Origin of the sequence: Thiohalocapsa sp. ML1, assembly GCF_001469165.1 — a bacterium.
In the GTDB taxonomy this organism is placed as follows: Bacteria; Pseudomonadota; Gammaproteobacteria; order Chromatiales; family Chromatiaceae; genus Thiohalocapsa.
In genome coordinates this window covers 1-5697 of sequence record NZ_JABX01000095.1, presented here as the reverse complement: position 1 = coordinate 5697, position 5697 = coordinate 1, and the positions used below count along the sequence as shown (strand labels likewise).

The window sequence follows — 5697 nt, the reverse complement described above, 5'->3', positions numbered from 1 at the left end:
AAAGCCGCTCCCACGGGGCTCGTGCCTGAGCCAGGCCCCGTGGGAGCGGCTTTAGCCGCGACGACTGCGCGGGCGGGAAGAAAGAGCGCGGCTAAAGCCGCTCCCACGGTCACACCCAGATCGCATCCCAGAGGGGATAGTCGCCGATGTGCTTGCACAATCCGGCACGCAGCGGATTCGCGACGATGTAGCGCGCGATGGCGCGCACGTCCTCCTCCGCCCGCAGCGCGCGGTCGAAGTAGCCCTCCTGCCAGAGCGGGCCGCTTCGCCCGAGCCGCTGATTGATGCGGCGGGCGCTCGCTCCCTTGATCGCTTGCATCAGCCCGTCCAAAGTCGTGTTCCCTTGCAACTGGACCAGCCAGTGCAGATGGCCCGGCATCACGACGAACGCCAGGCTCTGCACCATCGCCTGTTCGTGCTGAAGACGCAGCGCGGCGACCACTTCGCGGCCGAGGAACAGATCTGCAAATAGGGGCTCTGGCCGAGCCGTGGATGTGCGCAGGTGATAGATGCGGCCGGACTCGGAGACGCGGCCCTTGCGCAGGTCGCGACTGTGGGGCGGGTTGGGTGCGGAGCTCATGCGGGCGGTTCCCCGGTTTGGCCAGGACGCGAATTCAGCATAGCCCGGGAATCGCGTTTGTGTGTAGTGGCGCGACTACCCCCGTGGGAGCGGCTTTAGCCGCGAGCGCGACGCAGCGCTTGCGCGGGAGTCGCGGCTGAAGCCGCTCCCACGGGGCTGCTTGCGGCTGTGGGAGCGGCTTTAGCCGCGCTCTTTCTTCGCCGGCGCTGGCGCAGCATCGCGGCTAAAGCCGCTCCCACGGGGGCGCCTGGTCTGGTCAGCCGGGCACGACGACGCGGCTCTGCGGCAGCGCCGCCGCGAGCAGCTCGGCCAGCTCCGCCTTGGCGCCGGCATCGCCGTGCACGAGGCGGATCTCCCCCGGCGGCGCCGGGATGCCCAACACGAAGTCGATCAGGTTCCGCTGATCCGCATGTGCGGAATAGCCGCCGATGGTGTGCACCCGTGCGCGAATGTCCAGCCGCTCGCCGTCCAGCACCACGTAGCCGCCGCGGGGGCCGTAGCGCTGGATGTCGCGCCCCGGCGTGCCGGCGGCCTGGTAGCCGACAAAGAGCACATCGTGGCGCGCATCGCCGAGCAGGGCCTTCAGATAGTTCACCACCCGGCCGCCCGCACACATGCCGCTCGCGGCAATCACCACCGCCGGCTGGCGGCTCTGGGCCAAGTGCCTGACCATGCGTAGATGATCATCGTGGTGGCTGACGGTCACCAACTGCTCGAACGCAAGCGGATGGCGCCCTTCGCGCACGCGTGCCCTCGCCTCCGCGTCCCAGTACGAGCGCAGCCGCCGGTAGCCGGCCGTGAAGTCCGCCGCGAGCGGCGAGTCCAGCACCACCTGCAGCTCCTGCCAGGCCGCCCGCGGCTCGGCACCGTCCGGCCCGTGGCTGTGGAACAGCTCCTCCAGCTCGTACAGCAGCTCCTGCGTGCGGCCGATGCTGAACGCCGGAATCAGCACCGTGCCGCCGTCGCGCAGGGCATGCTCGATCACCGCCCGCAGGCGCTCGACGCGAGTTGCCCGGTCCTCGTGCACGCGGTCGCCATAGGTGCTCTCCAGCACCAGCACGTCCGCACGCTCGGGCGACGCCGGAGCCGGCAGCAGCGGCGTCTCGGGAGCGCCCAAGTCGCCGGAGAACACCACGCGCTCGCCGTCCGCCTGACACTCGACGTAAGCGGAGCCCAGGATGTGCCCCGCGGGCTGCAGCCGGATCTGCGCGTCCGCGGCCTCAGCCGGCATCGGCTTGCCGGACAGGTCCACCCACTGCCCATAGGGCACGGCCACGATGCGCTGGCGCAGCACCGCGAGCACCTGCTCGATGAGCCGCCGGTTGCGCGTAAAGCCCACCTCCAGCGCATCCTCCAGCACCAGCGGCAACAGCTCCGCCGAGGCCGGGCTGCACAGGATCGGCCCGCGATAGCCGGCGGCCAGCAGGTAGGGCAGGCGCCCGACATGGTCGATGTGCACGTGCGTGACAATGAGCGCCTGAATCGGCGCCACCGGAAAGCGGATCTCCAACTGCTCGGCGCCGGCGCCGTCGGGCGCCGTCTCCGCGCCCTGGAACAGGCCGCAGTCGATGAGCACGGCGCGCCCGTCGGCCAGCGTCAACTGGTGACAGGAGCCGGTGACGCCATCCACGGCGCCGTGGTGATGGATGTGCATTGGCGCTCCCGTTGCTGGCCGATCGAGGCGTTTACTAACGACCATGTTCGTCAGCCTCGATCCTCAATTAACCGCGTTGCGGCTCGGAGGGCGACCATGGCATCGGCGATGGCGCGTGCTGCGTCCTCCTCGGAATACTGCTCCGTGGGGATGAAATCGATATCGCCGTAGAAGGAGAATTCTCGCTCCTTGCGCAGCCAGTGCGAGATCCGCGCAAGCTCCGGGAGCTGCGAGCGGATCATCTCCGGGAAACGCTCGGCCTGCTCGATCAGGATGGGGCCGACATCGTGCCACTTCGGCGGGTCGACGCCCACCTCCCGCAGCATCGCCTTGAGCGCCAGCTCGACCAGCTCTTGCGCCTCCCGCACCACGTCGGACCACGCCGCCTCTTCGTTCAGCACCTCCAGCACCCGGCGGCGCTTGGATGCCTTCTCCAGATAGGCCCGCGCCAGCTCGCTCTTGGTCACAGCGTAAAGTCCTCGCCCGGCTTGAGATCCGGCTTCAACAGCCAGTAATAGCCGCCGCCCTTGGGGATGCGGCGGGCGCCAAGCGCTTGGAGTCGCGCACGCAGCCCATCCAGATAACGGCTTAGCACGGCGTCTCGGTCATGCAGGATCAGCACCTCCTCGGTCATGTCCAAGAACAGCGGGCTGCCGTAGGCAAGCTCCGCCGGGGTCTTGAACATCGGCGACAGCGTCGTGTGGATGCCCTCGCGCGCACTTGCCGCGAGCAGGGGCGCAAGCCGCTGCTCGACGGGCTCAAACTCCGCCACCCGACGCAGGCGCCCGTTTGGAAGCGCGTCAACGACCAGCAGCACGTCAATGTCCGAGTCCGGGCGCATCGTGCCGCGTGCCACCGAGCCGAACACGGCCAAGCTGACCAAGCGGCCGCCGTAGACCTCGACGCAGCACGCCGTCAGTGCCGCCAGAATCGCCTCGAAACGCTCGCGCAACATGACCTTAAGGTTTCCACCGTGCGCGTGGCGCGCACTGCGCCACGCGTTGACCCTGAGTCTATGTCATTGCGCTGCCGATGTGTCGCGTCAGACTCGCGACGGAAGCTGTGCCCATAAGCGCCCGGCGCACCCCGCCCCGTGGGAGCGGCTTTAGCCGCGACGACTGCGGTGAGTGTGAAGAAAGAGCGCGGCTAAAGCCGCTCCCACAGCGCACGTGCCAGAGCCACGCCCCGTGGGAGCGGCTTTAGCCGCGATGCTGCGCGGGCGGGAAGAAAGAGCGCGGCTAAAGCCGCTCCCACGGCGCACGTGCGTGAGCCAGGCCCCGTGGGAGCGGCTTTAGCCGCGACGACTGCGGTGAGTGTGAAGAAAGAACGCGGCTAAAGCCGCTCCCACAGCGCTCGTGCGCGAGCCAGGCCCCGTGGGAGCGGCTTTAGCCGCGAAGACTGCGGCGAGTGTGAAGAAAGAACGCGGCTAAAGCCGCTCCCACAGCGCCCATGCGCGCGCCGCGCCCCGTGGGAGCGGCTTTAGCCGCGACGACTGCCGCGGGCGCGAAGAAAGAGCGCGGCTAAAGCCGCTCCCACAGCGCCCATGCGTGAGCCACGCCCCGTGGGAGCGGCTTTAGCCGCGACGACTGCGCGGGCGGGAAGAAAGAGCGCGGCTGAAGCCGCTCCCACGGCGCCCGTGCGTGAGCCACGCCCCGTGGGAGCGGCTTTAGCCGCGACGACTGCGCGCTGCCCCAATGCCAACCCCAGCGGAAGGCACGAAACCGCGCACGAAACCGCGCACGAAACGGCGGAAAGGTGTACGATACCGCGCATCGGAACACAGAAACCGTCCCGCGGCGAGCCCCGATGACCGCAACCGCAACTCCCACAGACGACTACGACAATCCGTGGAAAGACATCCTCACGCACGCCTTCCCGGAATTCATGGCGTTCTACTTCCCCGACGCCCACCGGCAGATCGACTGGACCCGCGAGCACAGCTTCCTGGACACCGAGCTGCGACAGGTGGTGCGCGACGCCGAGCTCGGCAAACGCTGCGCCGACATCCTGGTGCGGGTCATGCGCAAGGACGGCACCGAGCAATGGATCTACATCCACATCGAGGTCCAAGGACAGCGTGACGCGGACTTCCCCAAGCGCATGTTCACCTACAACTACCGGCTCTACGACCGCTACGACCGGCCCATTGCCAGCCTTGCCATCCTTGCCGACCTCGACCCCGGCTGGAAGCCCGCCGGCTTCGATCTCGACCAGCTCGGCTGCAGCCACCGCTTCCGCTTCCCCGTCGTCAAGCTGCTCGACCTTGCCGAGCGGTTGGAGCACCTGGAGCGCGACCCCAACCCCTTCGCGCTCATCAGCGCCGCGCACCTCTACACCGCTCGCACCCGCCACGACCCCGACGCCCGCTATCGCTTCAAGCGCCGGCTGGTGGAATTGCTCTACCGCCACGGCTGGACGCGCCGGCGCGTGCTGGATCTATTCGCCGTGCTGGACTGGATGATGCGCCTGCCCGAGAATCTCGAACAGCAACTCTGGCAAGACATCCACGCCCTCGAAGGAGCCCAGACCATGCGCTACATCACCAGCGTCGAACGTATCGGCCGCCGCATCGGCTGGCGGGAAGGCCACCTCGCCGGCGAGCGGACAGGCAAGCGCGAAGGCCGAGCCGCCTTGCTGGCCATGCAATTGTCCGAACGCTTCGGCCCGCTCGACGACGATGCCCGCGCGCGCCTCGATCATGCAGAGATCACCCTGCTCGAACGCTGGGCCAAGCGCCTGCTCCATGCCGCCACACTGGCCGACGTCTTCGACGAGCACTAAGCGCGCAAGCCCCGTGGGAGCGGCTTTAGCCGCGACGGTGCGGCGGGCGCAGCAAGAGCGCGGCTGAAGCCGCTCCCACGGCACACGCGCAGATGCTCTGCGCGATATGATCAAGGCCATGAGCGGCAAGATATCCAGGTGACGACGGTGAAAGGTATCGTAACGGCGATTATCGAAACAGCCCCTGAAGGCGGCTATTGGGCAATCTGTCCCGAGTTTCCCGGAGCCAATGGACAGGGCGAAACCATCGACGAAGCGCGCGAAAGCCTGCGCGCGGCCATAATCCTGTTGATCGAAGATCGACTCGAAGACTGTCTTCGCGGCCTGCCTCCGGACGCCGTGCGGGAGTCGTTGGCGATCTCATGAAGCGGCGTGCCTTGGAGAAGCGCCTGCGCATGGCCGGGTGCTATCTCAAGCGCGAAGGCGCAGAGCATGCCCTTTGGGTCAATCCCAGCACGGGCGCCATTGAAGCAGTTCCCCGGCATACGGAGATCAAGGAACCGTTGGCGAGGAAGATCCTGCGCACGCTGGGTGCCTGATCGGTGGGCGGCGGTGCATCAAGGTCGACTCTGTTTGGCGGGCAGGGCAAGAAAGAGCGCGGCTGAAGCCGCTCCCACAGCGCACGTGCGCGAGCCAGGCCCCGTGGGAGCGGCTTTAGCCGCGACGGTGCCGCGGGCGCGAA

At 67.9% G+C, this 5697-nt stretch carries 7 protein-coding genes; 3 read left to right on the top strand and 4 right to left on the bottom strand.

Features of this window, described 5'->3' with window-relative positions; all coding sequences use genetic code 11:
- Positions 1-109: 109 nt before the first annotated feature.
- The 4 genes from ML01_RS26345 to ML01_RS26330 form a co-directional block, all read right to left on the bottom strand.
- The gene (locus tag ML01_RS26345; RefSeq protein WP_058558346.1) at positions 110-580 is read right to left on the bottom strand and encodes a transposase; all 471 of its coding nucleotides are present in this window, start codon (positions 578-580) and stop codon (positions 110-112) included.
- Positions 581-836: 256 nt separating this feature from the next.
- Positions 837-2234, bottom strand: coding sequence for an MBL fold metallo-hydrolase RNA specificity domain-containing protein (locus ML01_RS26340; protein WP_058558345.1), 1398 nt, complete (start codon positions 2232-2234; stop codon positions 837-839).
- A gap of 50 nt (positions 2235-2284) precedes the next feature.
- Positions 2285-2701 carry a HEPN domain-containing protein gene (locus ML01_RS26335; protein WP_058558344.1) on the bottom strand — a complete coding sequence of 139 codons (417 nt, stop codon included), beginning with the start codon at positions 2699-2701 and terminating at the stop codon, positions 2285-2287.
- Positions 2698-3189, bottom strand: a complete 492-nt coding sequence (locus ML01_RS26330) for a nucleotidyltransferase domain-containing protein (RefSeq protein WP_058558343.1) — start codon at positions 3187-3189, stop codon at positions 2698-2700. Before ML01_RS26330 ends, ML01_RS26335 begins: the two co-directional genes overlap by 4 nt.
- Before the next feature lie 851 nt (positions 3190-4040).
- Here ML01_RS26330 and ML01_RS26325 point away from each other — a divergent pair.
- The 3 genes from ML01_RS26325 (at position 4041) to ML01_RS28165 (ending at position 5554) form a co-directional block, all read left to right on the top strand.
- Complete coding sequence (locus tag ML01_RS26325) at positions 4041-5015, top strand: Rpn family recombination-promoting nuclease/putative transposase (RefSeq protein WP_058558342.1); 975 nt, start codon at positions 4041-4043, stop codon at positions 5013-5015.
- A gap of 138 nt (positions 5016-5153) precedes the next feature.
- Entirely contained in the window at positions 5154-5381 is a 228-nt protein-coding gene (locus ML01_RS28170) for a type II toxin-antitoxin system HicB family antitoxin (RefSeq protein ID WP_216819292.1), read from the top strand.
- Between the two features lie 11 nt (positions 5382-5392).
- Positions 5393-5554 (top strand): type II toxin-antitoxin system HicA family toxin, encoded by a 162-nt coding sequence (locus ML01_RS28165; RefSeq protein ID WP_254045403.1) that lies wholly within the window; start codon positions 5393-5395, stop codon positions 5552-5554.
- Positions 5555-5697: the final 143 nt, after the last annotated feature.

What these genes read in the sequence shown, in the direction of transcription:
- ML01_RS26345 (WP_058558346.1), bottom strand. Translation starts at nt 580, where the DNA reads ATGAGCTCCGCACCCAACCCGCCCCACAGTCGCGACCTGCGCAAGGGC.
- ML01_RS26325 (WP_058558342.1), top strand. Translation starts at nt 4,041, where the DNA reads ATGACCGCAACCGCAACTCCCACAGACGACTACGACAATCCGTGGAAA.
- ML01_RS26340 (WP_058558345.1), bottom strand. Translation starts at nt 2,234, where the DNA reads ATGCACATCCATCACCACGGCGCCGTGGATGGCGTCACCGGCTCCTGT.
- ML01_RS26330 (WP_058558343.1), bottom strand. Translation starts at nt 3,189, where the DNA reads ATGTTGCGCGAGCGTTTCGAGGCGATTCTGGCGGCACTGACGGCGTGC.